The sequence below is a fragment of the Phreatobacter aquaticus genome, assembly GCF_005160265.1.
Taxonomy (GTDB): Bacteria; Pseudomonadota; Alphaproteobacteria; order Rhizobiales; family Phreatobacteraceae; genus Phreatobacter; species Phreatobacter aquaticus.
In genome coordinates this window covers 1217900-1242104 of record NZ_CP039865.1, presented here as the reverse complement: position 1 = coordinate 1242104, position 24205 = coordinate 1217900, and the positions used below count along the sequence as shown (strand labels likewise).

At 66.3% G+C, this 24205-nt stretch carries 25 protein-coding genes; 16 read left to right on the top strand and 9 right to left on the bottom strand.

Annotation, left to right across the window (positions count from 1 at the left end; translation table 11 throughout):
• Positions 1 to 9 precede the first annotated feature (9 nt).
• Positions 10 to 1320 carry an ATP-dependent protease ATPase subunit HslU gene (hslU, locus tag E8L99_RS05750; RefSeq protein ID WP_137098648.1) on the top strand — a complete coding sequence of 437 codons (1311 nt, stop codon included), beginning with the start codon at positions 10 to 12 and terminating at the stop codon, positions 1318 to 1320.
• A 34-nt stretch (positions 1321 to 1354) separates the two neighbouring features.
• Positions 1355 to 2035, top strand: coding sequence for a dienelactone hydrolase family protein (locus tag E8L99_RS05745; RefSeq protein WP_137098647.1), 681 nt, complete (start codon positions 1355 to 1357; stop codon positions 2033 to 2035).
• Between the two features lie 2 nt (positions 2036 to 2037).
• On the opposite strand, the gene E8L99_RS05740 is transcribed toward E8L99_RS05745, so the two are convergent.
• The 3 genes from E8L99_RS05740 to E8L99_RS05730 all read right to left on the bottom strand — a co-directional run bounded on the left by E8L99_RS05740 (position 2038) and on the right by E8L99_RS05730 (position 3912).
• A complete protein-coding gene (locus E8L99_RS05740; RefSeq protein WP_168201581.1) occupies positions 2038 to 2823 on the bottom strand; it encodes a M15 family metallopeptidase in 786 nt (261 codons plus the stop codon).
• A 7-nt stretch (positions 2824 to 2830) separates the two neighbouring features.
• A complete protein-coding gene (locus E8L99_RS05735; RefSeq protein ID WP_252511270.1) occupies positions 2831 to 3118 on the bottom strand; it encodes a YARHG domain-containing protein in 288 nt (95 codons plus the stop codon).
• 143 nt (positions 3119 to 3261) lie between these two features.
• Positions 3262 to 3912 (bottom strand): response regulator transcription factor, encoded by a 651-nt coding sequence (locus tag E8L99_RS05730; protein ID WP_252511269.1) that lies wholly within the window; start codon positions 3910 to 3912, stop codon positions 3262 to 3264.
• 229 nt (positions 3913 to 4141) lie between these two features.
• Between E8L99_RS05730 and E8L99_RS05725 the strand changes: the two genes are divergently transcribed.
• Positions 4142 to 5569 carry a helix-turn-helix domain-containing protein gene (locus E8L99_RS05725; RefSeq protein ID WP_137098644.1) on the top strand — a complete coding sequence of 476 codons (1428 nt, stop codon included), beginning with the start codon at positions 4142 to 4144 and terminating at the stop codon, positions 5567 to 5569.
• A gap of 319 nt (positions 5570 to 5888) precedes the next feature.
• On the opposite strand, the gene glpK is transcribed toward E8L99_RS05725, so the two are convergent.
• Entirely contained in the window at positions 5889 to 7382 is a 1494-nt protein-coding gene (gene glpK / locus E8L99_RS05720; RefSeq protein WP_137098643.1) for a glycerol kinase GlpK, read from the bottom strand.
• 137 nt (positions 7383 to 7519) lie between these two features.
• On the opposite strand from glpK, the gene glpD reads away from it, so the two are divergent.
• A complete protein-coding gene (glpD, locus tag E8L99_RS05715) occupies positions 7520 to 9019 on the top strand; it encodes a glycerol-3-phosphate dehydrogenase (RefSeq protein WP_137098642.1) in 1500 nt (499 codons plus the stop codon).
• Positions 9016 to 10260, top strand: a complete 1245-nt coding sequence (locus E8L99_RS05710) for a BaiN/RdsA family NAD(P)/FAD-dependent oxidoreductase (protein ID WP_137098641.1) — start codon at positions 9016 to 9018, stop codon at positions 10258 to 10260. Before glpD ends, E8L99_RS05710 begins: the two co-directional genes overlap by 4 nt.
• Here the strand turns inward: E8L99_RS05710 and E8L99_RS05705 are convergent, their stop codons facing one another.
• The 3 genes from E8L99_RS05705 to E8L99_RS05695 all read right to left on the bottom strand — a co-directional run bounded on the left by E8L99_RS05705 (position 10261) and on the right by E8L99_RS05695 (position 12154).
• Positions 10261 to 10866 carry a TadE/TadG family type IV pilus assembly protein gene (locus E8L99_RS05705; RefSeq protein ID WP_137098640.1) on the bottom strand — a complete coding sequence of 202 codons (606 nt, stop codon included), beginning with the start codon at positions 10864 to 10866 and terminating at the stop codon, positions 10261 to 10263.
• 15 nt (positions 10867 to 10881) lie between these two features.
• Complete coding sequence (locus E8L99_RS05700) at positions 10882 to 11352, bottom strand: TadE/TadG family type IV pilus assembly protein (RefSeq protein WP_252511268.1); 471 nt, start codon at positions 11350 to 11352, stop codon at positions 10882 to 10884.
• Positions 11353 to 11635: 283 nt separating this feature from the next.
• Entirely contained in the window at positions 11636 to 12154 is a 519-nt protein-coding gene (locus tag E8L99_RS05695; protein WP_137098639.1) for a pilus assembly protein N-terminal domain-containing protein, read from the bottom strand.
• A gap of 450 nt (positions 12155 to 12604) precedes the next feature.
• Here E8L99_RS05695 and E8L99_RS05690 point away from each other — a divergent pair, with 450 nt between their 5' ends.
• The 11 genes from E8L99_RS05690 (at position 12605) to E8L99_RS05640 (ending at position 21560) form a co-directional block, all read left to right on the top strand.
• A complete protein-coding gene (locus E8L99_RS05690) occupies positions 12605 to 12775 on the top strand; it encodes a Flp family type IVb pilin (protein ID WP_137098638.1) in 171 nt (56 codons plus the stop codon).
• Positions 12776 to 12853: 78 nt separating this feature from the next.
• A complete protein-coding gene (locus E8L99_RS05685; protein ID WP_137098637.1) occupies positions 12854 to 13021 on the top strand; it encodes a Flp family type IVb pilin in 168 nt (55 codons plus the stop codon).
• 70 nt (positions 13022 to 13091) lie between these two features.
• Positions 13092 to 13283 (top strand): hypothetical protein, encoded by a 192-nt coding sequence (locus E8L99_RS23900; protein WP_137098636.1) that lies wholly within the window; start codon positions 13092 to 13094, stop codon positions 13281 to 13283.
• Between the two features lie 73 nt (positions 13284 to 13356).
• Positions 13357 to 13842, top strand: a complete 486-nt coding sequence (locus tag E8L99_RS05675; RefSeq protein ID WP_137101973.1) for an A24 family peptidase — start codon at positions 13357 to 13359, stop codon at positions 13840 to 13842.
• A gap of 166 nt (positions 13843 to 14008) precedes the next feature.
• Positions 14009 to 14860, top strand: coding sequence for a Flp pilus assembly protein CpaB (gene cpaB, locus E8L99_RS05670; RefSeq protein ID WP_137098635.1), 852 nt, complete (start codon positions 14009 to 14011; stop codon positions 14858 to 14860).
• A 38-nt stretch (positions 14861 to 14898) separates the two neighbouring features.
• Entirely contained in the window at positions 14899 to 16326 is a 1428-nt protein-coding gene (locus E8L99_RS05665; RefSeq protein ID WP_137098634.1) for a type II and III secretion system protein family protein, read from the top strand.
• Positions 16327 to 16348: 22 nt separating this feature from the next.
• Positions 16349 to 16810 carry a CpaD family pilus assembly lipoprotein gene (locus E8L99_RS05660; RefSeq protein ID WP_137098633.1) on the top strand — a complete coding sequence of 154 codons (462 nt, stop codon included), beginning with the start codon at positions 16349 to 16351 and terminating at the stop codon, positions 16808 to 16810.
• Positions 16811 to 16838: 28 nt separating this feature from the next.
• Complete coding sequence (locus E8L99_RS05655) at positions 16839 to 18080, top strand: AAA family ATPase (protein ID WP_137101972.1); 1242 nt, start codon at positions 16839 to 16841, stop codon at positions 18078 to 18080.
• 29 nt (positions 18081 to 18109) lie between these two features.
• Positions 18110 to 19585 carry a CpaF family protein gene (locus tag E8L99_RS05650; protein ID WP_137098632.1) on the top strand — a complete coding sequence of 492 codons (1476 nt, stop codon included), beginning with the start codon at positions 18110 to 18112 and terminating at the stop codon, positions 19583 to 19585.
• A 6-nt stretch (positions 19586 to 19591) separates the two neighbouring features.
• Positions 19592 to 20566 (top strand): type II secretion system F family protein, encoded by a 975-nt coding sequence (locus tag E8L99_RS05645; RefSeq protein WP_137098631.1) that lies wholly within the window; start codon positions 19592 to 19594, stop codon positions 20564 to 20566.
• 16 nt (positions 20567 to 20582) lie between these two features.
• Positions 20583 to 21560: a type II secretion system F family protein gene (locus E8L99_RS05640; protein ID WP_137098630.1), complete on the top strand. Its 978-nt coding sequence runs from the start codon at positions 20583 to 20585 to the stop codon at positions 21558 to 21560.
• Positions 21561 to 21564: 4 nt separating this feature from the next.
• On the opposite strand, the gene E8L99_RS05635 is transcribed toward E8L99_RS05640, so the two are convergent.
• A complete protein-coding gene (locus E8L99_RS05635; protein WP_137098629.1) occupies positions 21565 to 22167 on the bottom strand; it encodes a hypothetical protein in 603 nt (200 codons plus the stop codon).
• Between the two features lie 75 nt (positions 22168 to 22242).
• Positions 22243 to 23481, bottom strand: coding sequence for an MFS transporter (locus E8L99_RS05630; protein WP_252511267.1), 1239 nt, complete (start codon positions 23479 to 23481; stop codon positions 22243 to 22245).
• Positions 23482 to 24205 lie beyond the last annotated feature (724 nt).

Below are 24205 nucleotides of genomic sequence, written 5' to 3'. Positions count from 1 at the left end.
CGGGTGCCCATGACCGACTTCTCACCCCGCGAGATCGTTTCCGAGCTCGACCGCCACATCATCGGCCAGAACGACGCCAAGCGGGCGGTCGCCATCGCGCTGCGCAACCGCTGGCGCCGGCTGCAGCTCGACGAGACGCTGCGCGAGGAGGTCCTGCCGAAGAACATCCTGATGATCGGGCCGACCGGCGTCGGCAAGACCGAGATCTCGCGCCGGCTGGCCCGGCTCGCCAATGCGCCGTTCCTGAAGGTCGAGGCGACCAAGTTCACCGAGGTCGGCTATGTCGGACGCGACGTCGAGCAGATCGTCCGCGATCTGCTCGAGGTGGCGATCAGCCTGGTCCGCGAGACCAAGCGCAAGGATGTGATGGCCAAGGCCCATGTGGCCGCGGAAGAGCGCGTGCTCGACGCCCTTGTCGGCAAGACCGCATCTCCCGCCACCCGCGAGAGCTTTCGCAAGAAGCTGCGCGACGGCGAGATGGACGACAAGGAAATCGAGATCGAGGTCTCTGCCGCCCCTCAGGGCCTGCCGATGATGGATATTCCCGGCATGCCCGGCGGCCAGGTCGGCATCGCCAATCTCTCCGACATGCTCGGCAAGATGATGGGCGGGCGCACCAAGTCGCGCCGCACCACGGTCAAGGAAGCCTATCAGCCGCTGGTGCAGGAAGAGGCCGACAAGCTCGTCGACCAGGAGAGCCTCGTGCAGGAGGCGATCCGGGTCGTGGAAAACAACGGCATCGTGTTCATCGACGAGATCGACAAGATCTGCGCCCGTGAAGGCGCGCGCGTCGGTGGCGACGTGTCGCGTGAGGGCGTGCAGCGTGATCTCCTGCCGCTGATCGAGGGCACCACGGTCTCGACCAAGCATGGCCCGGTGAAGACCGACCATGTGCTGTTCATCGCGTCGGGTGCCTTCCACGTCGCCAAGCCATCGGACCTGCTGCCCGAACTCCAGGGCCGCCTGCCGATCCGCGTGGAGCTGGCGGCCCTGACCCGCGAGGATCTCCGCCGCATCCTCACCGAGACGGAAGCAAGTCTGATCCGCCAGTCGATCGCCATGATGGCGACGGAGGGTGTGACGCTGGCCATTTCCGACGATGCGATCGATGCCATTGCCGATCTGGCGGTGGAGGTGAACGCTTCGGTCGAGAATATCGGCGCCCGGCGTCTCCAGACCATCATGGAGCGGGTGCTGGACGATATTTCGTTCTCCGCCCCGGACCGGTCCGGCGAGACGGTGACCATCGACGGCGCCTATGTGAAGAAGACCGTCGGCGATCTCGCCAAGAATGCCGACCTCAGCCGCTTCATTCTCTGACGGCTCCAAAGCCCCCGAACAAGGATCTGCCGCCATGAGCTTCAAGGGCCAGATGACGTCGATGACGATGGATGATGGCGCCGCGATTGGCGTCTATCACGTCCTGCCGGAGGGTCCGCGCCGCGGTGGCCTGGTGCTGATCCAGGAGATCTTCGGCGTCACCGCCCATATCAAGGAAGCCAGCGACAGCTTTGCCGCCGAGGGCTATGAGGTTCTCGCACCCGCCATCTACGACCGCGTGGCGCCCGGGCTTCAGGCTTCCTATGAGCCCGAGGACATGCAGAAGGCGCTGAAGATCGCCCGCGAGCTCCACCCCTTCGACCAGTCGATCGCCGATACCAAGGTCTGCATTGATGCGCTCAAGGCCAAGGGGCCGGTCTTCATCACCGGCTATTGCTATGGCGGATCGGTAGTCTGGGCGGCGGCCTGCCGTCTCGACGGGCTAGCGGCGGGCTCCGGCTATTATGGCGGCATGATCCCGAAAATGGTCGGCGAGACGCCGAAATGCCCGGTCATCCTGCATTTCGGCAAACAGGATGCCGGTATCCCGCTGGAGGGTGTCGAAGCGGTCGCCGCCGCTCATCCGGGGGTCGGCGTCCATCTCTACGAGGCCGGCCACGGCTTCAATTCGGACAGGCGGAAGGACTTTCACGCCGAGAGCGCGGCGCTGGCCCGCAAGCGGACGCTGGATCTGTTCCGCGCCAATGGCGGCTGAGCCTAGGCCAACAATTCCGGGCGATATTCGAAGTGCATGGTATCGAAATGATACCATTTGCCGCCCCAGATGAAGCCGTGGGCCTCGAAGACCGCGGCGATCTCGTAGGGGATGCGGTTGCGATAGGCGATCTGGCCACGCCGGTTGGCCCAGGCCCAATAGTCCGAGCGCTCGACATTGATGTCGATGGCCGTGCCGAAGCCATGCATGCTCATCAGCCCGGTATCGGCCACCGGCCGGCAATTGTAGGTGCCTGCCGAGGGCACGAGATAGGCCTTGAACCGGTCCGGCATGGACTCAAGGTCGCCGATCACCTGCTCAAGGCGCCGGGCGACATCGTTGACACCGGTCACCTGCAGGCGCTGCGGCCTTGTTTTCGGCATCCAGGTGACCGAGGTCAGGCTTCGGGCAAAGGCGGCCTGCCGGCAATCGCCGTACATCCGGGTGAAAAAGGCGGTGTTGCGCAGCCGGCCGGGACTATGGTTCAGCGGCGGAGGGCCAGCGGGCGGGCCGCGCTCATAGGTCTGGCGCAGCTGGTCGGCAATGCTGGCGTCACGCAGCATCTGCTCGAAGGGGCGCTCGGGGGATGCCGCCCCGGTCGGCTGCCGCGTGCCGTCGCGCCAGACGAGGTGATCGCCCTCGACACTCGCGAGGTGATCGGGATAGGCGGCAACGAGACGCGGCAGGCGCTCGGATGGCAGGGTGGTCGCCGCCTGAGCGCGTGTCCAGAACGCGGCAACCGCAAATCCGCCCGGCAGGGCCAGAAATCCGCGGCGATGGCACAGCATGGCCGCGTCAGTCGGTGCAGCCGAGATAGCGTTCGGCGCGGGTGATGTCGGCGATGACCTGGCGCTGGCGGGCCGACAGCGGCACGTCGCCCTGGCGGTCATAGACGCAGCCGGCATTGCCGAAATAGGTCACCGCGCGCTGGGTGCGGAAGCAATATCCGGCATTCTTGTAGATCTGGTTGCGCTCGATCCACAGGTCGCGGCACGACCAGCCGCTGAAATCCTGCGCTGCGGCACTGCCGATGCTCGCGGCCAGCAGCACGCCCGCCACCGCCATCCGACCGATCTTCATCATCGCGACCTCCCCCGGTTCCGGCTGTCGCCGGTCAAGCAATCCGCAAATCCTAGACGAGCCGTGCCGTCGTTTCCATGATCTGTCTCAGGCACAAAAAAGCCCGCCAAGACGGCGGGCTTTCCTTGTTCCGGCTGGTTGAAGCGTCAGCGGGCCGCGTGGGTCGCCCGCGAGAGGTGCGCCACGCCGCCGATCGGGCGAGCAGGGCGGGCCACATCATTGGAGGTGATGAAGGTGGCGATCGCCTGGGTCCGCCGCTCGACGCCGAGCTTCCGGAGAATCGAGGAGACATGCGACTTCACCGTGCCCTCGGAAATGCCGAGGTCATAGGCGATCTGCTTGTTGAGCCGGCCGCGGCTCATCAGGTCGAGAACCTTGAACTGCTGACCCGACAGGGCATCGAGACGGCGGGACGCCGGAGCCTCACCCTCCGGATCAATCGCGATGACCACCGGCCACCAGGTGCGGCCGGCGAGCACGGCGCCCAGCGCGGCGCGAAGATGATCGGCCGGCAGATCCAGCGGCAAGGCTGCGATGGCACCGCGCGAGCGGGCTTCCTGCACCGGGCGGCGGTCGGCATGGTCGATCAGCACGGCAACGCGGGTACCGGGGGCAAGATCCAGCGTCTCCAGTCGCGATGCGGTAGCGATCACCAGATCGGCCTTGTCGAGGTCGACCGAGGTTGCGCCGCCATGGTTGGCGCGCACGAGCGCCGCGATGGTCTCGGCGACGATCGGGAAGGGATGCTGGACGGCAAAAGTCAGGGATTCGCGCACAGCGACGGGCTGCGTGGTCATTGGGACGTCCTCCATGATTGGGATCGGCCTCGTTCGCCTGGGGGGCACGCTGAAGCTCTTGTTGGATCCTTGGTAGCACCGCCTATCGGCTTATCAAAATGCGAAATATCATGCTGCAAAATTGCAAAATTTTTGCATTTCTACCTTTCGGCCGATATCGTTGGAGTTAGGCCATAGGACACTGGAGTGATGGCCTCGGCCATTGGGCCTCCGCCGAAGGAGAGACGGCATGTCGCGCAAGGTGTTCATCGGTCCCGCGCTGCGCCGCCTGCGCGAGGATGCCCGCCTGACCCAGACCGCCTTTGCCCATCGGCTCGGTCTTTCCGTGAGCTATCTCAACCAGATCGAGAACAACCAGCGCCCGGCCACCGCCGGCGTGCTGGTGGCGCTGGGCCAGACCTTCGGCGTCGACCTCGCGACCTTCGCGATCGACGATACCGACCGGCTGGTGACCGATCTGCGCGAGGCGGCGGCCGATCCGATCTTTGCGGAAAATGCGCCCAGCACCCAGGACCTCAAGCGGGTTGCATCCGACAGTCCGGCCTTCGCCCGCTCGTTCCTCCGGTTGCATCAGACGACCCGGCGACTGAGCGAGCGTCTCCAAGCTGCCGGCGACACGCCGATGCTGCCACCCTCGGCCGAGGGCGGCGAGGCGGCCCTGCTGCCCTACGAGGAGGTCCGCGACTATTTCCACTATGTCGACAATTACGTCGACGATCTCGACCGCGCCGCCGAGGATCTCGCCGAGCGGCTCGGCCTTTCCGCCGCGAGCGACCGGCTGCAGGTGCTGGCCGGCTATCTCGCCAGCCGCCACGGCGTTGCTGTCGACGTCAATGCGAGCCTCGGCGACGACACGCTGGAGCGCTACGAGGCCGGGCCGAAAGTGGTGGTGCTGGACGGCTCGCTGGACGCCTCCACCCGCGCCTTCCTGATCGCTAACCGCATCGCGCGGCTTGAGCAGGGCGATGCCATGACCGGCCTGACCTCCTCGGCTGGCTTCCGGTCGCGGGCGGCCGGCGATATCGCGCGGGTGGCGCTAGCCAATTACTTCGCCGGCGCCCTGTTGATGCCCTATCGCCGCTTCCTCGCCGCGGCGAAGGACAACCGCCACGATGTCGACCGTCTGGGCCGGCTGTTCGGCACGAGCTTCGAGCAGGTGTGCCACCGGCTCTCGACGCTGCAGCGGCCGGGCCAGAGGGGGATTCCGTTCTATTTCCTGAAGGTCGACCGCGCCGGCAATGTGATCAAGCGGCATTCGGCGACGCGGTTCCAGTTCGCCAGGTTCGGCGGCGCCTGCCCGCTCTGGAATGTTCACGAAGCCTTCGAACAGGCGGGGCGCACCTTCGTACAGGTGGCCGAGATGCCGGATGGCGTGCGCTACCTGTCGCTTGCGCGCGCGGTCACCAAGGGATCCGGCCACTGGCGGGCGCCGGTCAGGCGCTATGCCTTCGGACTCGGCTGCGAAATCTCCTATGCCGGCGACATCGTCTATTCCGAGGGCCTCGACCTCAAGGCCGAGGCCAATGTCGCCAAGATCGGCGTGTCCTGCCGCATCTGCGAGCGCACGACGTGCCACCAGCGGGCCGTTCCGCCGATCGATCGCGAGATCCGCGTGCCGTCGGACCGGCGCAAGGTGGTGCCGTTCGATCTGAGCTGAGGATTGGCGACGGCGGCTTCTGGCGCGGGTTCTCGGTCGGTGGGTTGGTGCGGGTGGTGAGATGCCCCTCACCCTAACCCTCTCCCCGCTTGCGGGGAGAGGGAATCCCGGTGCGCCAGCTCCTCGCACGCGCACATCCTTTTCTCATTGTGAGGTGCGAGCAGCGGAAAAGGACCCTTCGAGGCTCGGCTAAGCCTCGCTCCTCAGGATGAGGACGGTCGAAATCGTGATGCCGAGGCGTCCCCTCTCCCCGCCTGCGGGGAGAGGGTTAGGGTGAGGGGCCACTGCCCCACGGCCTGGTTTCTGAAACTTGTCTCGCCTAGCCGGGCCGCGACAGCGTGCGTGACACCGCATCCTTCCAGCGGGCGAGCTTCGCGCTCCGCGTCGCCTCATCCATCGATGGCACGAACCGGTGCTCCAGCCGCCATTTCTCGGCAAACACATCCGGCTCCGGGTAGACCCCACGCGAAAGCCCCGCGAGATAGGCCGCGCCCAGCGCCGTCGTTTCCAGCACTTCGGGACGGTCCACCGGCGCATCGAGCAGATCGGCGAGGCGCTGCATGGTCCAGTCGGAGGCGACCATGCCGCCATCGACGCGCAGGACCGTTTCGGACGCGCCCGGCCAATCGGCCCGCATGGCGGCGAGCAGGTCGGCGGTCTGGAAACAGACGCTTTCCAGCGCCGCGCGCGCCATTTCCTTCGGGCCCGTGCCACGGGTCAGGCCGAAGATGGCACCGCGGCACTCGGCGTCCCAGTAGGGTGCCCCGAGGCCAACGAAGGCCGGCACGAGAATGACCTCCTGATTGGGATCGGAGGCTGCCGCCAGCGCGCCGGTCTCGCCGGCCATCTTGACGATGCCGAGCCCGTCGCGGAGCCATTGCACGGCGGCGCCGGCGACGAAGATCGAGCCTTCAAGCGCATAGGAGCGCCGGCCATTCAGCTGGTAGGCAATGGTGGTGAGGAGCTTCGCCCGCGAGGCCACCGCCTCGTCGCCGGTATTGAGTAAGGCGAAACAGCCGGTGCCATAGGTGGATTTCATCATGCCGGGCTTGAAACAGGCCTGGCCGACGGTCGCCGCCTGCTGGTCGCCGGCCATGCCACCAATGGCAATCGGGCCGCCGAACAGGGCCGGATCGGTCTCGCCGAAATCGGCCGCGCAGTCCCTGACTTCCGGCAGCATAGAGGCGGGCACACGGAACAGGTGCATGAGATCCGGGTCCCACTCGCCGCGATGGATGTCGAACAGGAGGGTGCGCGAGGCATTGGTCGCATCGGTCGCATGGACCTTGCCGCCGGTCAGCCGCCAGAGCAGGAACGTGTCGACCGTGCCGAAGGCGAGCTCGCCGCGGGCCGCCTTGTCGCGGGCGCCCTCAACATGGTCGAGGATCCAGGCGATCTTGGTGGCCGAGAAATAGGGATCGAGCAGCAGACCGGAGCGCGCCGAGACCATCGGCTCGTGGCCCTCGGCCTTGAGCCTTGCGCATTCACTGGCGGTGCGCCGGTCCTGCCAGACGATGGCGCGATGGATCGGGCGGCCGGTGGCGCGCTCCCAGACCAGCGTCGTCTCGCGCTGGTTGGTGATGCCGAGGCCCGCGACATCGGCCGCCGTGACGCCAGCCTTGGCCAAAGCCTGCCGCGTCGTCTCGACGACCGTCGACCAGATGTCGTCTGGATCATGCTCGACCCAGCCGGATGAGGGGTAGTGCTGGGGAAATTCGGCCTGGGCGATGGCCTTGATCGACAGGTCGGCGCCGAAGACGATGGCCCGCGAGGATGTGGTGCCCTGATCGATCGCGACAACGACAGATCCCATGATCATCCTCCGCATGCCCGTTCCGGCCGGCTCTCCCGGCGGCCTTCACGCCATTGTCGCATGCGCGCCCCTTGCGGCCAAAGCCAAAAGCCTTCAGACCGGCCCCACGCATTCTGCATCGGACAAGGCTTGAGCGCATGAGCGACGGCGTGGCTGACCTTCTGGTGGTCGGCGGAGGCATCAATGGCACGGGCATCGCGCGCGACGCGGTTGGCCGCGGCCTGACGGTGACCCTGGTCGAACAGGACGATCTCGCCAGCGGCACGTCGTCATGGTCGACCAAGCTGATCCATGGCGGGCTGCGCTATCTCGAATATTACGAGTTCCGGCTGGTGCGCGAGGCGCTGATCGAGCGCGAGGTGCTGTGGGCGATCGCGCCGCATATCATCCGTCCGCTGCGCTTCGTGCTGCCTCACCACAAGGGGCTGCGACCGGCCTGGATGCTGCGGCTCGGCCTCTTCATGTATGACCATCTCGGCGGCCGAAAGCGCCTGCCGGCGACAAAGACGCTGGATCTGACGACAGACATCACCGGCAAGCCCTTGAAGCCCGGCTATTCCAGGGGCTTCGAATATTCCGATTGCGGCGTCGACGATGCGCGCCTCGTGGTGCTGAATGCCCGCGATGCCGCCGACCGCGGCGCGACGATCCTGACCCGCACCAAGGCGGTCGCCGCCGAGCGCGCCGACGGCCTGTGGCGGGTGACAGCGGAGGATCGCGGCACGGGCGCGACAAAGGTCATCACGGCGAAGGCTCTGGTCAACGCGGCGGGACCGTGGGTCGAGCAGTTCCTGACCAACGGCGTGCACGCGAAGGCGCCGGCCAAGGTCCGCCTCGTCCAGGGCTCGCATATCGTGGTCCCGAAGCTCTACGACCACGACCGCGCCTATATCTTCCAGAATGCCGACAACCGGATCATTTTCGCGATCCCCTATGAGGGCGCCTTCACGCTGATCGGCACGACCGACCAGGATTATCACGGCGACCCCAAGGACGTGGCGGCCACGCCCGAGGAAATCGCCTATCTCTGCTCCGCGGCGAGCGAGTATTTCACGAGAGCCATCACGCCCGCCGATGTGGTCTGGACCTATTCCGGCGTCCGCCCGCTCTATGACGATGGCGTCTCCGCCGCCCAGGAAGCGACCCGCGATTATGTGCTGCATCGTGACGGCGGCGAGGGCGAAGCGCCGATGATCTCGGTGTTCGGCGGCAAGATCACCACCTATCGGCGCCTCGCCATGAGCGCGCTCGAGCTCCTGGCGCCCGACCTTCCGAAACTGAAGGACAAGGCCGGCTGGACAGCGCAAGCGGCGCTGCCGGGCGGCGATTTCCCGGTCGATACGGTCTACAATGTCGCCGAGAGCCTGTGGCGCAGCCACCCGGCCCTCGACACGTTGATGATCGACCGGCTGGCGCATGCCTATGGCACACGAGCCCGTGCGATCCTCGAGGGCGTCGAGACACCCGCCGACATGGGCCGCGCCTTTGGCGCCGGCCTCACCGAGCGGGAAATCCGCTATCTGGTCGAAAACGAATGGGCGGTGACCGCCGATGACGTGCTGTGGCGCCGCTCCAAGCTCGGGCTGCACTTGAGTGCCGCCGAGCGCGAGGCGGTGAAGGCGCATATGGGCGCATGAGCAAGAAGCCCGCACAGGTTGCGATCGTCGGGGCCGGCCCGGCCGGGCTGTTTGCCGCCGAACGGCTCGCTGCCGCAGGCCTCGGCGTGACCGTCTATGACCGCATGGCATCGCCCGGGCGAAAGTTCCTGCTGGCCGGGCGCGGTGGGCTCAACCTCACCCATTCCGAACCGCGCGAGGCCTTTCTGGCGCGCTATGGCGAGGCGCGGGCCTGGCTTCAGCCTGTGATCGATGCCTTCCCCCCACCGGCCTTGCAGGCCTGGGCCGAGACCTTGGGCGAACCGACCTTCGTCGGGTCCAGCGGCCGGGTGTTTCCGCGCTCGTTCAAGGCTTCGCCGCTCCTGCGCGCCTGGCTCCGGCGGCTCGACGGCCTCGGCGTCAAGCTCGTGACGCGCCATCGGCTGGTCGGCTGGGGTCCGAACAATGCGCTGATCTTCGAGACGGCCGATGGCCGCAAGACGGTCAGGGCCGACGCCGTGATCCTGGCCTTGGGCGGCGCGAGCTGGCCGCGCATGGGATCGGACGGCGCCTGGGTCGATCTGCTCGGGGCGAAGGATGTGCCGGTCGCGCCGCTGAAGCCGGCCAATATGGGGGTTCAGATCGGGTGGAGCCCTGATTTTGCCGCTCGCTTCGCCGGCCAGCCGTTGAAGGGCATCGCGGTCGCGGCGGGCGGGCCCCGCACGCTTGGCGAAGCCATGATCACGGCCACCGGCCTGGAGGGCAGCGCGATCTATGCCGTGTCGGGGCGCCTGCGCGATGGTCTCGCGACCGGCCGGCAAACCCTGACCATCGATCTCAGGCCGAGCCTGTCGGCCGAGGCCATCGCCGGCAAGCTTGAAGGCGCGCGGGCCAAGGATTCGCTCTCGACCATCCTGCGCAAGCGCCTGGCCATGGCACCGCAGGCTCTCGGGCTGCTGCGCGAAGGCACGGGCGGCCCTCTGCCGCAATCGGCGCTTGGCATCGCACGGCGGATCAAGGCGGTCGCTTTGCCCGTCGACAGCGTCAGCGGCATCGAGCGGGCCATTTCGAGCGCCGGCGGCGTCATGGCCGAGGCCATTGCCGATAACGGCGCGCTGAAAGCGCTGCCGCATGTGTTCGTGGCCGGTGAAATGCTCGACTGGGAAGCGCCGACCGGCGGCTATCTGCTGCAGGCAAGCTTCGCCACAGGGGAAGCCGCGGCTCAGGCCGTCGCAGCCAGCCTCAAGGTCCGACTGGCGGATATCGCACCATCGGATTGGTGATCAGATGCAGCCCGAACCCTGGCTCGGCGTCCGGCTGATCGTGTCGCCGATGCGGGGGCGGGTGTAGAGCCGGTCGGAGAGCTGGACCGTGCCGGTGATCAGATAGCCGATGATCGGCTGGTAATTGTATTTCACTTCGGCGAGCACGAGGAAGCCGGACGTGCCGAGATCCGGCATCAGCTGCGTCGGAACAGCGATGGTCGCGCCGCAGGTATAGCGGGCGGAGTTGCGGTGATCGCTCCAGGCCACCGTCGCCTTGCCCTTGGTGTCGATCTGGATGCCGGTGACCACCAGCAGGGCATTGCTGGCGGCAAAGGGCGTCAGGATGTCCGACGAGGCATCGAGGATATTGGTCATCTCGGTATCGGCGATGACGGTCGACTGCGAGGCGAGATCGCTCAGCGCGCGGGCGGTGAGGGACACTTTGCGGTCGATCTGCAGACCTTGCGTGGTCTCGACACTGGCGAGGAACAGGGTCGCCATGACCGGCACGATCATCGCGAACTCGACGGCCGATACGGCGCGGGTGTCCTGACGGGCATCGGCGAGGAAGGCCTTCGCGCGATCAAACGCGGGCCGGAAGCGGGCGGGGACGAAGCGGCTCATCATGACCTCATCACCTCAGAACGGTTCGTTGCGGAAGGTCGACGTCGCCATGAGCAGGCGCTTGCCGTTGGACAGATCGCCGATCGTCAGGCCGAAGGACGGCATGAGGATCGGCCATTCATAGACGACACGGACCACGACGATGTCGCCGCCGGAGCCTTGCGAATATTGCATCGTCCCGTAGTTCACGACGCCGCCTGTGACCGGCTTCGACTGCGAGGCGGACGAGAAATTGGTGTAGGTGCGGACGTCGACGGCAATGCCGGAACAGCTCATCAGGGCATTGGTCGTCTTGCAGACCTCGTTCTTGAACGCGGTCGCATCGAAACTGCCGGATTGCGCCTGGCCGGTCATGATCAGGCGGGACGCGTTCGACGTCGCGGTCTCCAGCACCTGGCCGGCAAAGAACACCATCGCGACCTCGATGATCGCGAACAGGAGGAACAGGAACGGCCCGGCGACGAGCGCGAACTCGACGGCCGCCACACCTTTTTCGTCATTCTGGAGACGGCGCACGATGCGAGGGCGGCACAACCCACGACGCTCCATGCCCCGGCGCAATCTGGCGAGCCGTAGCCGCACGCGTGCCGGATAGGAGAGCGCAGCAAACATCAGAAGTGCCTTCCCGGGCCCAGCCGAGGGCCTCGAAGCTGATCGGACACCCTATGTCTTAGTGGAAACGAGTTGACGAAGCGTTGCCTCGCCGGTGGACGCGCCGCACTTGCAGTTAACCCGGTGTAAACAGTGCGGCGGCGCCGATCGCCAGGGCTCAGCGCGGGGCGGCCGTGCCGCGTGACGAGGCAGCGCCGTCGCGGGCGCGGGACTGGCCGAGAGCCGTGTCGAAGAACGCCTTCGAATCGCCGATCGCCATCGTGCGCTCGCAGGTCGGCGTGCAGGAATAGGTTTCGCGCTCGACGCCCCGATAGACCTGGACGACCGCATCATTCTGGGGCCGCACGCGGATCTGCACCGACATCAGCTGTTCGCCGCGATTGTCGAGGGCGATGAGATTGGTCGAACCGATCGCCTTGCCGGTCAGCACCATCAGTCCGCCGGCCTGGACCGTGGCGTCGGCGATCAGCGGATTGCCGATGACAAGGGTCGCCACGCGCGGGGGCATGCGCATGATGCGCGCCTGATCCATCGTCACGGTCAGGCCATGGGTTGCGAGATCGGCCTCCACGGCCGGCGTGCCGGGGGCAGGCGCCTGCGCGTGAGCAGCCGTGATGAATGCGACCGCGCCAAAAATAATGACGATCGGCAGGCAGACGCGGGAGAAAGCCGCCATGATTTTCAGAGCTCCGGACCGCTGATCGGTTTCATTGCCTGTTCCACCTAACCAGAAAATGGTGAACGATTTGCCAATCGACCCTGATTAGCCGGCGAATGTCGCCGGACCGGCGGCTCGTCAAGGTTTCCGGCTGGTGGAACCTCTCCGGGCTCTTGTGTTAAGGCTAGCGATAACGGAACGTAAGCTCCCTTTATTCCAGTATCTGGAACAACATAAATCGATCCTTAACGGCACTAAGCTTCGTATTTGCAAATTATAAATCATACTTGACCTTTCGAAATCGACAATTAACCACAGTTTCGAGCGCAACGTCTTTAGCGAAATCCGCGCTTCGATTTAACGAAGCTGCAAGAGGTGGCTGCTAGTGTCGGTCTCGTTCGAAAGGTTCCCAACAAGACCTGCGAACAACGCTGATGAAGCGTCACCGTGGACATCTAGGAGTCAGTCATGAAGACCATTCTTGCTCGTTTCGCCAAGGACCAGTCCGGCGCCACCGCCATCGAGTACGGCCTGATCGCTGCCGGCATCGCCGCCGTCGTCATCGTTGCCGTGAACACCATGGGTTCGAACACCCTGAACGCGTTCAACCGCGTCAACAACGGCTTCGCCACCAAGTGATCTCCGGTTTCTGACCGGCACCTAACGGCCCGCCGTCCCGGCGGGCCGTTCGTCTCAAATCTCGGAGGTGACACCACCTTGAAGACCTTATTGGCGCGGTTTGCCCGGGACGAATCCGGAGCCACCGCCATCGAGTACGGCCTGATCGCCGCCGGTATCGCCGCAGTGATCATCGTGGCCGTCAATAATGTGGGGTCCAAGACCCAGAATGCGTTCACGCGAGTGAACAACAATTTCGGCAAGTGACGGCACGGGCGCCGAGAAGCGCCAAAGCCCATGAACCGAATGTCCTGTAGAGTCAGAGAAGCAACCGTTCATGCCCGATCGTTCGAGAAACATCGTGGTACCCACCGGGATCAGATCCGGGAGGCTCGGCCAGGAGGCCGGGGGAGCGCTTCTTGCCGAGGTTCCAGTCGCCGACATCCATGGAACCGTCCGGCTCGTCGCCCTGACGCTTTGCGCGGGCCTTGTCACAGCTGCCATTGTCGTCTGGCGTTCACTGGTCTGAAACCCGCCCCGTGCTTCCTTCACCGGGACAGCGCATCCGCCGGAGACCTGCCGTGTTCGAACTTGCCATTCTCATGATCTTTCCGGCCATGATGGCCTTCGCTGCCGCCAGCGACCTTTTCACCATGACCATTTCCAACCGCGTCTCGCTGATCCTGATCGCGGGATTCATGGCGATGGCGCTGCTCACCGGCATGGCCTGGCAGGATATCGGCATGCATGCGCTGGCCGGACTGATGGTGCTGGTCATCACCTTCACGCTGTTCGCCTTCGGCTGGATCGGCGGCGGCGATGCCAAGCTTGCGGCTGCGACCGCACTCTGGCTCGGCTGGAGCCAGCTTCTCGAATATGCGGTCTATTCCTCGCTGCTCGGCGGCATCCTGACGATCGGGCTCCTGTCGCTGCGCGGCGCGCCGCTGCATCCGCCCTTCCTCATGCGCGAGGGCTGGTACGCGCGCATGACCGATGCCAAGACCGGCATCCCCTATGGGATCGCCCTGGCGGCGGCCGGACTCATCCTCTATCCCTCGAGCTTCTGGATGACCGGCGCGCTGCACTGAGGCCGCGCCGGGCGCCGCCGTTGGGCGGGCCAAAAATCGCCTGCAAGATCAGTTACTTTTCATTAAGGCAATTTGCACACCTCCGATTAACTATAAGTTGACCTTTGCCTGATGGAATCCGGTTTGGAGACAAGGGAACGCCCTTGCCAACACCGAGGTCCGTGTCATGCGTCTGAAGCCTGCCCAGATCGTCGTCATCGCCGTGGCGCTCGGCGCCGGCGGGACCGCCGCGATGCTGATGGGCGGTCGCCGTGCTCCGGCCCCCATGGTCGAGCAGGCAGCCCCGGTCGCGGCACCCGAGATCAAGACAGTCGATGTCCTCGTCGCCAATGCCGATGTGCCCATGGGCAAGGTGCTGACCGCGGGCGACGTCATCTGGCGCCGCTGGCCGGAAGAAGCGGGATCCTCGAACTTCATCATCCGCCGCAGCGGCGAGAACGGCACCGCCGCGATGGAGGAGACGCTCGGCTCGATCGCCCGCTCGACCTTCGTCCAGGGCGAGCCGATCCGCCCGAATCGGCTGATCAAGGGCTCGCGCGGCTTCATGTCGGCGATCCTGACGCCCGGCATGCGGGCCGTGGCGGCTCCGGTTGACGACCCCTCGCGCGGCGCCGGTGCCTTCATCCTGCCGAACGACCGCGTCGACGTGATCCTTGCCCGCCGTACCGCCAATGCCGCGGCGCAGGCCGAGGGCATGACCCACACCACATCGACCGTTCTGCGCAACATCCGCGTGCTCGCCGTCGATCAGGCGGTTGAAGAGCGCAATGGCGAGAAGACCATCGTCGGCCGCACCGTCACCCTCGAACTCACCGCGTCGCAGGCCGAGACACTCGCCCTGTCGCGCGAACTTGGAACGCTGTCGCTGGCGCTGCGCAGCCTCGCCGATTCGGCCGCCGCCAATCTGGCCGGCGAGGCCGGTGCCGATGGCGAGCCGATGTTCGGCGCCCAGGACGGCCGAATGACCATCGTCCGCCACGGCGTGCGCTCGGTCACCGGCGCGCAGGGAGCCGAATGATGTCGAAGACCATGCCGCCGTCCGCAGGAGACCAATCGATGCGCCCTCGTTCCAGGCTCGGAATCTGCAGCCGCGCGCTCGCTCTCGCCCTGCTCGGCCTCGCCGGCACCGCCGGCGGCCCGTTCGATGTCGCCCCCGCCCAGGGGCAGACGCGCCCGCGCGCCGCTGTCGCGCAGCCAGGCGGTTCCGCCCAGCTGATCACGCTTGGTGTCGGCAAGTCGCTGCCGATCGAATTGCCGCGTGACGCGCGCGACGTGATCGTCGCCAATCCGGCCATTGCCAATGCTGTGGTCCGCTCGGCCCGCCGGGTGTTCCTGATCGGTGTTGCCGTCGGCCAGACCAATGTCTTCTTCCTTGATGCCGAGGGCCGCCAGATCGCCGGCTATGACATCGAGGTCGGCCGCGATCTCGTCGGCCTTCGTCAGGCCTTGCGCAGCCTGCTGCCCGGCTCGTCGCTGGACGCACGCGCGGTCAATGATTCCGTCGTTGTGTCCGGCCAGGTGGCGACGCCGCTGGAAGCCCAGCAGGCCATCGAAGTGGCCGCCCGCCTCGTCGGCGACGAGAAGAAGGTGGTCAATGCCATCAGCGTGCGCGGCCGCGATCAGGTCTTCCTGAAGGTGACCGTGTCGGAGATGCAGCGCAACATCGTCAAGCAGCTGGGCGTCAATCTCTCGGCCGCCGCCGCCAGCGGCGCGACCTCCGGCGTCAGCAGCCTGACGACCGCCAGCATCTTCAACGCCAATGGCACGACGCCGCAGAACATCTTCACCCTCGGCACGGCGGTCGGCGGCGTCAACATCGCCGCGACGATGAAGGCCTTCGAGGAGCACGGCGTGGTGCGCACGCTCGCCGAACCGACATTGACCTCGGTCTCCGGCGAGCAGGCACGGTTCCTGGCCGGCGGCGAATTCCCGGTTCCGGCCGGCCGCGATCTCGCCGGCAACACGACCATCGAGTTCAAGTCCTTCGGTGTCGGCCTCGCCTTCACGCCGGTCGTCCTCTCGGAGGGCCGCATCAGCCTGCGTGTCGGCGTCGAGGTCAGCGAGATCGACAACCAGCTCACCGTCCAGCTCTCCGGCCTGACCATTCGCGGATTGCGCACCCGCAAGGCCGACACGACCGTGGAGCTGCCCTCCGGCGGCACCATGGTGATGGCCGGCCTGCTGCAGGAAACCACCCGCCAGAACATTTCCGGCGTGCCGGGCGCGCTGGACATCCCGATCCTTGGCGCGCTGTTCCGCTCGCGCGACTACCAGCGCGGACAGACGGAGCTGGTGATCATGGTGACGCCCTATATCGCCCGCCACGTGCCCGCGAACAGCCTCGCCCGCCCGGACGACAATTTCCAGGATGCCTCCGATCCCGCGAGCGTGCTGATCGGACGCCTCAACCGCATCTACGGCACGGGCGGACCTCCCGGCCCGATCACCCGTTTCAACGGCTCATTCGGCTTCATTCGCGACTGATCTCGACCGGAAGGACAATACCATGTTCCGCATGTTCCGCCGTTCCGGAACGGCTCGCCTGACCGCCCTCGGGATTGCCGCACTCACGCTCGCTGGCTGCCAGCACTCGCGTGTCCAGCAGATCGAGCGAGGTTTCCCGTCGGATTACCGGCAGCGCCACGCGATCCTGGTGGGTCCGCAGGGCGCCTACCTCGATCATCCCTGCGGCCAGTGGCCTCACGATGTCGGCGTCGCCGATGCCGACCTGAACGCGTTGAACCGGCCGCACTGGAACCATGGCTGCGCAAGCCAGCACAACTTTGCCGCCATGGTCGCCAATCCGAACGACCTTCTGCAGCCGCGCGCCGAGGGCGCTGTGGATCAGACCCGTCGTCAGACGGCGATCACCAAATACCGCGCCGGCGCCTCGCCCGGCCCGCAGACGGTCCATTCGCCGATGCAGCCGTTGACCGACGTGCGCTCCGGCGTCCGAGGGGGAAGCTGATCCCGTGCAAGAGCTCTCACATCCCGACATGGCGGGCGCCGAGCAGTTCGCGGCCATTCCGCGCATCTCGCTGCAGGTGTTCTGCGAAACCTCCGACCTCGCCGGCATCGTTGCCGACGCGGCCGAGGACCGGCGCATGGACAAGGCCCATGTTCGCGTCCAGATGGGTGGAGCGCCGGCTGCCGTCGAAGCGTACCGGACCTCTCCGACCCCCAATGTGGTGGTCCTCGAGACCGTCGGTCAGAAAGGCGAGATCCTCGGCTATCTCGACCAGCTGGCCGAGGTCTGCGATGCCACCACAAAGGTGCTGGTCATCGGCCAGGTCAACGACATCGTGCTCTATCGCGAACTGGTCGCGCGCGGCGTCAGCGACTACCTGATCGCGCCGATCGGCGTGGTCGACATCATTCGGGCGGTCGCCTCGCTCTACGGCGCGCCGGGTGCCAAGCCTGTCGGCCGCACCATCGCGGTGATCGGCGCCAAGGGCGGCGTCGGCGCTTCCACCATCGCGCACAATCTCGCCTGGGCGATCTCCCGCGAAATCGGCGTTGACACCTGCATTGCCGACATGGACCTGCCGTTCGGCACCGGCGGCCTCGATTTCAACCAGGATCCGCCGCAGGGCATCGCCGACGCCGTGTTCTCGCCCGATCGCGTCGACACCGCCTTCATCGACCGCCTGCTGTCGCGCTGCTCGGATCATCTGTCGCTGCTGGCGGCCCCGGCGACCCTCGACCGCGTCTATGACCTCGGTCCCGAGGCCTTCGACCCGCTGCTCGACATCCTGCGCTCGACGACGCCGGCCATCGTGCTCGACCTGCCCCATTCCTGGTGCGCCTGGACCAAGCGGGCTCTGGCCACCGCCGACGATATCCTGATCGTCGCGACGCCGGATCTCGCCAATCTGCGCAACGCCAAGAACCTGATGGACCTGTTGCGGGCGTCGCGGCCCAATGACGGGCCGCCGCGCTACATGCTGAACCAGACCGGCATCGCCAAGCGTCCGGAAATCAAGCCCGGCGACTTCGCCAAGGCGCTCGATGCCGAACCGATTTCCGTCATCCCGTTCGAACCGCAATTGTTCGGCACCGCCGCCAACAATGGCCAGATGATCTCGGAGATGGAGCCCGGCCACAAGGTGTCCGGCCAGTTCGTCGAGCTGGCGCTGGCGCTGACCGGCCGCAACGACACCCGCAAGGCCCGCCCGGGCCTGCTGTCGCCGCTGGCACCCTTCCTCGAGAAGCTCACGCAATTGCGCAAGAAGGCCTGATGGGCCTCATGCATAGGAATTGAGAACTCATGTTCGGCAAGCGCGGCACGACTGGACCAAGTTTCGGCCAGGCCCCGGCGGGGACCCGGACGCTTGAGCGCGTGCCGCTGCCTGCCGCCGCGCCCCGGCAGTCCGACACACCGACCTACACCTCGCCTCCGCTCGCCCCGGCATCGGCCGCACCGCCGCCGCCGCAGTCCGAAGAGCGTCAACGCTCGGCCAGTTTCTACGACACGAAAAGCCAGGTTTTCGGGGCCCTTATCGAGGCCATCGACCTGTCGCAGCTGGCCAAGCTCGACGGCGTCTCAGCGCGCGAGGAAATCCGCGACATCGTCAACGAGATCATCACGATCAAGAACGTGGTGATGTCGATTGCCGAACAGGAGGACCTGCTCGAGGACATCTGCAACGACGTGCTGGGCTATGGGCCGCTGGAGCCGCTGCTGGCCCGCGACGACATCGCCGACATCATGGTGAACGGTCCGAACACGGTCTATATCGAAGTCTCGGGCAAGATCTCGAAGACCGGTATCCGGTTCCGTGACGCCTCGCAGCTGATGAACATCTGCCAGCGGATCGTCAGCCAGGTCGGCCGGCGCGTCGACGAATCCTCGCCCATCTGCGACGCCCGCCTCCCCGACGGCTCGCGCGTCAACGTGATCGCGCCGCCGCTGGCCATCGACGGCGCCGCCCTCACCATTCGTAAGTTCAAGAAGGACAAGCTGACGCTCGAACAGCTGGTCAAGTTCGGCTCGATCTCGCCGGAAGGCGCGGAAGTGCTGAAGATCATCGGCCGCGTCCGCTGCAATGTCGTCGTCTCCGGCGGTACGGGTTCGGGCAAGACGACGCTGCTCAACTGTCTGACGCGCTACATCGATTCGGACGAGCGCATCATCACCTGCGAAGACGCCGCCGAGCTTCAGTTGCAGCAGCCGCATGTGGTGCGCCTGGAAACCCGCCCGCCCAATCTCGAGGGCGAAGGCCGGGTGACCATGACCGACCTCGTCAAGAACTGCCTGCGTATGCGGCCCGAGCGGATCATCGTCGGTGAGGTTCGCGGACCTGAGGTGTTCGACCTTTTGCAGGCGATGAACACGGGCCATGACGGCTCGATGGGCACGATCCACGCCAACAGCCCACGCGAATGCCTCAGCCGCATGGAATCCATGATCGCCATGGGCGGCTATTCGCTGCCGGCCAAGACCGTGCGCGAGATCATCGTCGGCTCGGTCGACATCATCGTCCAGGCCTCGCGCCTGCGCGATGGTTCGCGCCGCATCACCCACATCACCGAAGTGCTCGGTCTCGAAGGCGATACGCCGATCACCCAGGACCTGTTCGTCTACGAGATGCTGGGCGAGGACGAGAACGGCAAGATCGCGGGCCAGTTCCGTTCAACCGGCATCGGCCGGCCGAAATTCTGGGATCGCGCCCGCTATTACGGCGAAGACCAGCGTCTTGCGGCAGCACTTGACGCCGCCGATGTCGGCGAGCCGATGAGGTGAGCAGCCATGGAATTCGATAGCCTCGCCATCATCGCGCTCGCGACGCTCTCCGCCGGCGGGCTTGCCTATGCGCTGATCTATCCGCTGCTGTCGGGCGAGGTGAAGGCCGAGGAGCGCCGGGAGGCGGTTGCCGCCACCAGCGCGCGCGCCGTGCGCCGCGCCGACGAGCCCGCCACCAAGCGCCCGAGCATCGAGGAGACGCTGAAGGAGATCGACCGGCGGCAGAACAGCGCGTCGCGGCCGCCGCTGGCCGCCCGCATCACCCAGGCGGGGCTGACCTGGTCGAAGAAGCAGTTCTTCATCCTGTCTTTCGTGCTCGGCTTCGTGGCCTTTGCCGGCGTGCTGATCTCGGGTCTGCCGCCGCTCTGGGCGGTGGGTGCCGCGGTGGCCTGCGGCTTCGGCCTGCCGCAATGGCTGCTCGGCTTCCTGAAGAAGCGGCGCATGGCGGCCTTTCTCAATGAGCTGGCCAATGCCGTCGATGTCATCGTGCGCGGCGTCAAGGCCGGCCTGCCGATCGGCGACTGCATGCGCATCGTGGCGACCGAGGCGCAGGAGCCGGTGAAGGGCGAGTTCCGTTTCATCATCGAGCAGACCGCGCTCGGCATTCCGCTGCATGAGGCGGTGCTGAAGCTCTACGAGCGCATGCCGGTGGCCGAGGCCAACTTCTTCTGCATCGTCATCTCGATCCAGCAGCGGGCGGGCGGCAATCTCTCCGAAACGCTCGGCAACCTGTCCAAGGTGCTGCGCGACCGCAAGAAGATGAAGGCCAAGATCGTCGCGCTGTCGCAGGAAGCCAAGTCGTCGGCCGCCATCATCGCCTGCCTGCCGCCGGCCGTGATGATCTTCGTCTACATGTCGACGCCGCACTACATCTCGCTGTTGTGGACCACCGAGCTTGGCCGGCTGATGCTGGCGGGCTGCGTGCTGTGGATGTTCACCGGCGTGATGGTCATGCGCAAAATGATCAATTTCGACTTCTGATGATGGGGCTTGAGCCATGCTGAACCTCGTCCTCGACAGGCTCCACGACCGCGACTTCATGATCCAGATGCTGATCGCGATCGCGGTCATGGCGACCATTCTGACCTTCGCCATGCCGCTGGTTGCGGGCGACGATCTCGGCCGCCGCATGCGCGCGGTGTCGGTGGAGCGCAACAAGATCCGCGAGCGCGAGCGCGCGGCGCTGGCCGCCGGCAACAACCGCGCGAATCTCAGGCCGACCACCAAGGCCTGGATCATGATGGTGGTCGACAAGCTGCAGCTGACCAAGCATCTGGCCCAGGACGAGGCGCGGATGAAGCTGATCCAGGCCGGCTACCGCGGACAGGCGCCCTATTTCGTCTTCCTGCTGTTCCGCATGGTGGTGCCGGTCATCACCTTCTTCCTGGCGCTGATCTATCTGTTCGTGATCAACGACATCAAGCAGCCGGCCATCGTGCGCATGCTGCTGGCGCTGTTTGCGGCCTATGTCGGCCTGCAATTGCCCATGCTGTTCCTGAAGAACGAGATCACCAAGCGGCAGACCTCGATCAAGCGCGCCTTCCCGGATTCGCTCGATCTGCTGCTGATCTGCGTGGAAAGCGGCATGTCGATCGAGGTGGCGTTCAAGCGCGTCAGCCAGGAGGTCGGCAGCCAGTCGGTGGCGCTGGCCGAGGAACTGACGCTGACCACCGCCGAGCTTTCCTATCTGCAGGACCGGCGCATGGCCTATGAGAACCTGGCCAAGCGCACCGATCTCGATGGCGTGCGCGCGGTCTCGATGGCGCTGATCCAGGCCGAGCGCTACGGCACGCCGCTCGCCAACACGCTGCGCGTCATGGCCCAGGAAAACCGCGACATGCGCATGTCGGACGCCGAGAAGAAGGCGGCGTCCCTGCCGCCCAAGCTGACCGTGCCGATGATCGTGTTCTTCCTGCCCTGCCTGTTCGTCGTCATCATGGGCCCGGCAGTGATCCGCCTGATGGCTTCCAACTAGGACGTCACGTCGGCCCGGATTCGATCGGCATGGAATCGATCGGCGCGTCATTTTCCGGATCGGCCTGACCGCGCTTCGAGCTGCCCGCCACCACGCCGGCATGGGTGAGGCGGCGATAGAGGTTGCGCGAGCGGCGCACCGGCCACCAGTCGTAGAACAGGATCTGCGCCGGCCGCCAATTGGCAACCCAGCCGAACATCGAGATGCCGTCGCGGATGCCCTCGCGCCAGCCATCGGGGATCGGCATGTTGTCGACGCCGCGCGACAGGGCCGTGCAGATCGCCAGAACGAACAGGCCGATGGCGAGCGAGATCAGGCCGGTGCGGATCAGCTTGCGGAAATTCTGCGCCTCATTGGCGGCCATGCGGGCGAAATGATCGCCGAGCACGGCTTTCAGCTGCTGCACGGCCTTGGCGGGTGCCGGCCGGCCGTTGATGGTCAGCTCGATGACAAAGGTTGCCGAGCGCGGGGCGTACCAGGCCTGCGAGGCAATATACTGCGCCGCCGTGCTGTTCAGGCTGTGCTCGTGAAACGGCGAGGGATCGAACGAGGCGAACAGCTGATCGACATTGCGGACATCGACCGGAATGTGGGTGACAGGCACCATGGGAGCTCCCGGGGGTGAGGCCAATAGGGATACAATGGCCCGTACCAGCCCGTCGACCGCCAAGTTTCGGCGGCGTCAGGCCCGCGCGAGCCGCTCGCGCCGCATGAGCAACCAGCCCATGACCGTCAGGTTCACCAGATTCCACGCGATGCCGTTCATGAAGGCCGCCTGGTAGGACCGCGTCAGGTCGTAGATCACGCCGGACAGCCAGCCGCCGAGCGCCATGCCGAGCAGGGTCGACATCAGCACCACGCCGACGCGGGTTGCCGCCTCGCCGGGCGAGAAATACTCGCGCACGACGATGGCGTAGCAGGGCACGATGCCGCCCTGGAACAGGCCGAACAGGATGGAGAAGATGTAGAGCGGCGTCAGCGCGTCGGAGGTGAGGAACAGGAGCAGAGCCACGCCCTGCAGCGCCGACGAGAGCAGCAGCGCCGCCAGCCCGCCGATCCGGTCGGCGATGAAGCCGGTGCCGACCCTCGAAATGATGCCGAAACCGAGCATCAGCGACAGCATTTCCGAGCCACGGGCCACGCCATAGCCGAGATCGGCGCAATAGGCGACGATATGGACCTGCGGCATGGCCATGGCGACGCAGCAGGCAACGCCCGCCACCGCCAGCAACACCATCAGTGCATTGGGCGAGAGGCCGAGTGAACCGCCATGGCGGCTGATCGGCGCGCCGGGCACCGCCGCGGGCTCGGCCGGTGGCTTGCGACGCAGCATCAGGGCCAGCGGCGTCATGGTCACCACGACGATGACCGCGATGATCAGATGGGTGACCCGCCAGCCATAGGCGTCGAGCAGAACGCGCACGACCTGCGGCCAGATGGCACCGGCGATGTAATTGCCGCAGGCGCAGATGGCGACCGCGATGCCGCGCCGCTTGTTGAACCAGAGCGAGACATGGGCCATGAGCGGCCCGAACACGGCCGCCGAGCCCAGCATGCCGATGAACAGGCCGTGGGCGATGGCGAAGACCCAGATATTGGGGGCGAGGCCTGCGATGACATAGCCCAGGGCCAGCATCAGCCCGCCGCCAATGGCCGGCAGCATGATGCCGAACCGGTCGGTGAGCCGGCCGAGCGCCACGCCGCCTATTGCCAAGCCGATCATCGCGAATGTGTAGGGCAGCGAGGCGTCACCCCGCGCCACGCCGAAATCGGCCTGCACGGCGGGCAGCACGACCACCACCGACCACATGCCGACGCCGCCGATCGTGCCAAGCGCGATGGCGATGCCGAGGCGGATCCAGGCGGCGCGGCCGTCGATGTCGGAGGCCTCGGCCTGGCCGGCGGGGGAAAGGAACGTCACGGGCTCGGCCTCTCGGCTGCAGGGCCGGCGACAATAGCATTCTCGCCGATGCCGCCTAGGGAGATGAGCCGAACGGCGGATGCGCGTGGAACGCGCAAGTCGTTTCACGTGGAACGGGGGTGGAGCCGGACTGGCCGTTGATTGTTGGCCTCGCCGATCCGCCGCCGCCACGCACCCGGACGTCATCCCCGGCCGAGGCGCAGCCGAGGGGAACGGGATCCAGGACCCCGCGGCGGGTCCTCGCAGCCGCTTGCGAGCCCAGGCGCGGCGGAATGACCGTGCAGGTGGCTCCTGGACCCCCTTCCCTTGCCGCGACGCGGCTCGCCGGGGGTGACGTCGTGAGGGCGGGTCGGGCCGCCCGCCACCCGCGCCAGACCCCGTCCATTCTCCCAGGCCGAACCGGCCCCTCACCCTTCCCTCTCCCCGTGAACGGGAGAGGGTTTCGTCCGCTCCAGGCTCCTCAATGCGCGCAAGACCTGCCGGGCACGCGCTTCACCTCGCCCCGTTGGGGAGAGGTCGGACGCGAAGCGTCCGGGTGAGGGGGCGAACTGTCACCGGTGAGATCGAAAGCCCCTCTCCCGCCCTCAGGCTTCGCCTTCGGTCGACCTCTCCCCAACGGGGCGAGGTGAAGGTCTGCGCTTTCGGCACTCTCCGCTTTGCACCCGCACTCCCAGCGTCATGGCCGGGCCTGTCCCGGCCATCCACGCCTTGATCCTGGGCCGAC

What these genes read in the sequence shown, in the direction of transcription:
- E8L99_RS05730 (WP_252511269.1), bottom strand. Translation starts at nt 3,912, where the DNA reads ATGACCACGCAGCCCGTCGCTGTGCGCGAATCCCTGACTTTTGCCGTC.
- E8L99_RS05640 (WP_137098630.1), top strand. Translation starts at nt 20,583, where the DNA reads ATGCTGAACCTCGTCCTCGACAGGCTCCACGACCGCGACTTCATGATC.
- glpK (WP_137098643.1), bottom strand. Translation starts at nt 7,382, where the DNA reads ATGGGATCTGTCGTTGTCGCGATCGATCAGGGCACCACATCCTCGCGG.
- glpD (WP_137098642.1), top strand. Translation starts at nt 7,520, where the DNA reads ATGAGCGACGGCGTGGCTGACCTTCTGGTGGTCGGCGGAGGCATCAAT.
- cpaB (WP_137098635.1), top strand. Translation starts at nt 14,009, where the DNA reads ATGCGTCTGAAGCCTGCCCAGATCGTCGTCATCGCCGTGGCGCTCGGC.
- E8L99_RS05690 (WP_137098638.1), top strand. Translation starts at nt 12,605, where the DNA reads ATGAAGACCATTCTTGCTCGTTTCGCCAAGGACCAGTCCGGCGCCACC.
- E8L99_RS05695 (WP_137098639.1), bottom strand. Translation starts at nt 12,154, where the DNA reads ATGGCGGCTTTCTCCCGCGTCTGCCTGCCGATCGTCATTATTTTTGGC.
- E8L99_RS05635 (WP_137098629.1), bottom strand. Translation starts at nt 22,167, where the DNA reads ATGGTGCCTGTCACCCACATTCCGGTCGATGTCCGCAATGTCGATCAG.
- E8L99_RS05655 (WP_137101972.1), top strand. Translation starts at nt 16,839, where the DNA reads ATGGCGGGCGCCGAGCAGTTCGCGGCCATTCCGCGCATCTCGCTGCAG.
- E8L99_RS05705 (WP_137098640.1), bottom strand. Translation starts at nt 10,866, where the DNA reads ATGAGCCGCTTCGTCCCCGCCCGCTTCCGGCCCGCGTTTGATCGCGCG.
- E8L99_RS05665 (WP_137098634.1), top strand. Translation starts at nt 14,899, where the DNA reads ATGCGCCCTCGTTCCAGGCTCGGAATCTGCAGCCGCGCGCTCGCTCTC.
- E8L99_RS05650 (WP_137098632.1), top strand. Translation starts at nt 18,110, where the DNA reads ATGTTCGGCAAGCGCGGCACGACTGGACCAAGTTTCGGCCAGGCCCCG.
- E8L99_RS05660 (WP_137098633.1), top strand. Translation starts at nt 16,349, where the DNA reads ATGTTCCGCATGTTCCGCCGTTCCGGAACGGCTCGCCTGACCGCCCTC.
- E8L99_RS05735 (WP_252511270.1), bottom strand. Translation starts at nt 3,118, where the DNA reads ATGATGAAGATCGGTCGGATGGCGGTGGCGGGCGTGCTGCTGGCCGCG.
- E8L99_RS05725 (WP_137098644.1), top strand. Translation starts at nt 4,142, where the DNA reads ATGTCGCGCAAGGTGTTCATCGGTCCCGCGCTGCGCCGCCTGCGCGAG.
- E8L99_RS05740 (WP_168201581.1), bottom strand. Translation starts at nt 2,823, where the DNA reads ATGCTGTGCCATCGCCGCGGATTTCTGGCCCTGCCGGGCGGATTTGCG.
- E8L99_RS05710 (WP_137098641.1), top strand. Translation starts at nt 9,016, where the DNA reads ATGAGCAAGAAGCCCGCACAGGTTGCGATCGTCGGGGCCGGCCCGGCC.
- E8L99_RS05675 (WP_137101973.1), top strand. Translation starts at nt 13,357, where the DNA reads ATGATCTTTCCGGCCATGATGGCCTTCGCTGCCGCCAGCGACCTTTTC.
- E8L99_RS23900 (WP_137098636.1), top strand. Translation starts at nt 13,092, where the DNA reads ATGCCCGATCGTTCGAGAAACATCGTGGTACCCACCGGGATCAGATCC.
- E8L99_RS05645 (WP_137098631.1), top strand. Translation starts at nt 19,592, where the DNA reads ATGGAATTCGATAGCCTCGCCATCATCGCGCTCGCGACGCTCTCCGCC.
- hslU (WP_137098648.1), top strand. Translation starts at nt 10, where the DNA reads ATGACCGACTTCTCACCCCGCGAGATCGTTTCCGAGCTCGACCGCCAC.
- E8L99_RS05745 (WP_137098647.1), top strand. Translation starts at nt 1,355, where the DNA reads ATGAGCTTCAAGGGCCAGATGACGTCGATGACGATGGATGATGGCGCC.